Here is a 2,704-nt window from a genome sequence, read left to right as displayed (position 1 = left end):
ATCCGCTGCCCGCTCAAATGCATAACGGATCACCCGCTCTGCACCCTCACGGCTGATTAAGCCGATCTGGTAGGCAATCTCCTCGGCATCGCTCTCGACATCGATCCCAAATTTTATGGAATAGAGGTTTCTGATCACTTCAAGGCTCGTCTTCTCTGAACCCTTGAACCGGGATCCGATCCCGACATAGAAGTCCTCGGTATTCTCCCGGACAACCAGGAAGTTGATATCATCAGGCGTCTTGTTGGCAAGCGGTGTCTGGACACCATGAAGAAGCTGGATCGGGCGCAGGTTGATATACTGGTCAAAATGGAAACGGAGCGCTAGGAGGATACCCTTCTCGATGATTCCCGGCTTCACCCGGTCATCGCCGATCGCACCGAAGTAGATCGAGTCGCAGGCTTCAAGCCCTGCAATATCCTCTTCGGTGAGGAGTTCGCCCGTCCTCAGGTACCGATCAGACCCGATATCAAAATCGACCCATTCGATATCAAAGTTGTATTTCTCGCCCGCTGCATCAAGGACGGCCCTGCCTGCATCAATGATCTCAGGACCAATCCCATCTCCTCCGATTGCTGCTATTCTGTGCATGTCTTAACCTCCGGGTGTGCCCGTGCATATTCTACAAGTCCGCCTGCCCTGATGATCTCAAGGAGGAATGCGGGAACCGGATCGATCGGATACCTCTTCCCATCTGATTCAATATAGCCTTCCGCTGTGTCGACAGAGATGACTGCTCCGTCCTGGATCTCTTTTGCTGCTTCTGACGTTACCGGAAGAAGACCGGTATTGATTGCATTTCTGTAAAAGATCCTTGCAAATGATTCTGCAATGATCACCCGCACCCCGGCACCGCGGATTGCAAGCGGGGCATGTTCACGGGATGAGCCGCATCCGAAGTTCCTGCCTGCAACGATGATATCCCCGGCCGCTGCCTTTTTTGAGAACTCGTCACGGGTTCCCTCAAATGCATGGGATGCAAGCTCTTTCTCATCATAGATCGTTAGGAACCGGCCCGGTATGATCGCGTCGGTATCAATATCATTTCCAAACTTCCAGACCCGCATCAACTACACCTCCCTCGGATCGGTGATCTCGCCATACAATGCACTTGCAGCGGCAGTTGCCGGAGAACAGAGGTATACCTCTGCATCAGTACTCCCCTGCCTCCCCCGGAAGTTCCGGTTCGAGGTGGAGAGCGAGACTTCGCCCGGAGCAAGAAGCCCGAATGCCCCGCCCATACAGGGGCCGCAGCAGGGTGCCTCTACAAGCGCTCCAGCCTCTACAAACCGCTCGATGAGACCTGCCCTGAGGGTCTTGAGGTACTCGTCACGGGATGCCGGGATGATGATCACCCGGAGCTTCTCAGAGAAGCTCTCATTACCGAGCACCTCGGCTGCCTCCTGCATATCCTCAAACCGCCCGTTTGTGCAGGAGCCTATGAAGACCTGGTCGACTTTCCGCCCTGCAACCTCTTCAACAGGTGCGACATTATCGACATTATGGGGTATTGCCACCTGCGGAGAGAGGTTCGAGACATCATATCCCCGTTTTTCAAGGTAACCGGCATCGGAATCAGGAGCGATATCAACGGGATCAAATGAGCCCCGGCCCTTCAGGTACTCCATCGTGACCGCGTCCGGTGGGACAATACCGGCTTTTCCGCCCATCTCGATCGCCATGTTGGCGCAGGTCATCCGCCCTGCCATATTCATGGATGAAAACGCTGATCCCCCAAACTCAAGTGCCCGGTAGGTGGCGCCATCTGCCCCGATATCCCCGGCCATCCTGAGGATCAGATCCTTTGGGCCGACCCGCCTTCCAAATGTCCCGACAGCATCCACCCGGATCGTCTCCGGCACCCGGAAATAGAGGGCGCCGTACTTCAGGGCAAAACCCATGTCAGTCGAGCCGATTCCGGTGGCAAATGCCCCGACCGCCCCATACATACAGGTATGCGAATCGCTGCCGACGACGATATCGCCGGGGGCAACCCGCCCCTTCTCGAGAGCAACCTGGTGGCAGACGCCCTCACGGAGATCATAGTTTTTGATCCCCTGCTCTTCAGCAAACGCACGCATCATCACGTGGTTCTTTGCCGCCGGAATGGAGTCGGCAGGAATCTGGTGATCGAAGAGAAGAATAATCTTCTCCGGATCGAAGACACGCTCCCCTCCCATCTCCCAAAACTGGGTGATGGCAAGAGGTCCGGTGATATCATGGATCATCGCAGCGTCAATGCCTGCCATGACCACGTCACCCGCTCTAATCGTCCTGCCGCACTTCGATGAGAATATCTTCTCAGCAACAGTCATTCCGTTGGCCATAGCTATACATATGGATCTTTTTAATATAGGATAGTTTGTATGAACTGGTGGGGAGGCAGGTTTTCCTCATGAGAAGGAGTTTTTTCAGGGGAGAGATCCAGACAAATTGTAAATGACATTTACAATTTGTCCATATATAACTTCTTCCGACCAGAGATACCTTACCACATCATTACCCATTAATGATTAAGAAAGAGCAGTTGATATAATCCAGAGGCAATCGGGTGAAAAAAGCGATATGACACACTCACGGCTGGAACTAAAGCCCTCCGAGGCAGAAGAGGAGATCAGGAGGGTTGCCTCCGCACTCGCTGAATCAGAGACGAGATCCCGCCTTGCCCGCCTGATCACAACAGAGATCCACCGCTACACCCCCC

Annotated in this window: 3 protein-coding genes; all 3 read right to left on the bottom strand. The window is 54.0% G+C overall.

Annotated elements, in window-relative coordinates:
* The coding region (locus QCH34_RS10300) for an isocitrate/isopropylmalate family dehydrogenase (protein ID WP_300333775.1) at positions 1 to 591 on the bottom strand (591 nt) is incomplete at its 3' end.
* Positions 579 to 1,067 (bottom strand): 3-isopropylmalate dehydratase small subunit, encoded by a 489-nt coding sequence (locus QCH34_RS10295; RefSeq protein ID WP_300333773.1) that lies wholly within the window; start codon positions 1,065 to 1,067, stop codon positions 579 to 581. The genes QCH34_RS10300 and QCH34_RS10295, both read right to left, overlap by 13 nt.
* Positions 1,068 to 1,070: 3 nt before the next feature.
* Positions 1,071 to 2,327 (bottom strand): 3-isopropylmalate dehydratase large subunit, encoded by a 1,257-nt coding sequence (locus QCH34_RS10290; RefSeq protein ID WP_300333771.1) that lies wholly within the window; start codon positions 2,325 to 2,327, stop codon positions 1,071 to 1,073.
* Positions 2,328 to 2,704: the final 377 nt, after the last annotated feature.

This window comes from Methanocalculus sp. (genome assembly GCF_029762515.1).
Classification (GTDB): Archaea; Halobacteriota; Methanomicrobia; order Methanomicrobiales; family Methanocorpusculaceae; genus Methanocalculus.
The sequence above is the reverse complement of the archived record's forward strand: the minus strand, read 5'-3'. Positions and strand labels throughout refer to the sequence as shown.

Bases quoted from the DNA above. Each gene is read 5' to 3' on its own strand.
- QCH34_RS10295 (WP_300333773.1), bottom strand. From the start codon at position 1,067: ATGCGGGTCTGGAAGTTTGGAAATGATATTGATACCGACGCGATCATA.
- QCH34_RS10290 (WP_300333771.1), bottom strand. From the start codon at position 2,327: ATGGCCAACGGAATGACTGTTGCTGAGAAGATATTCTCATCGAAGTGC.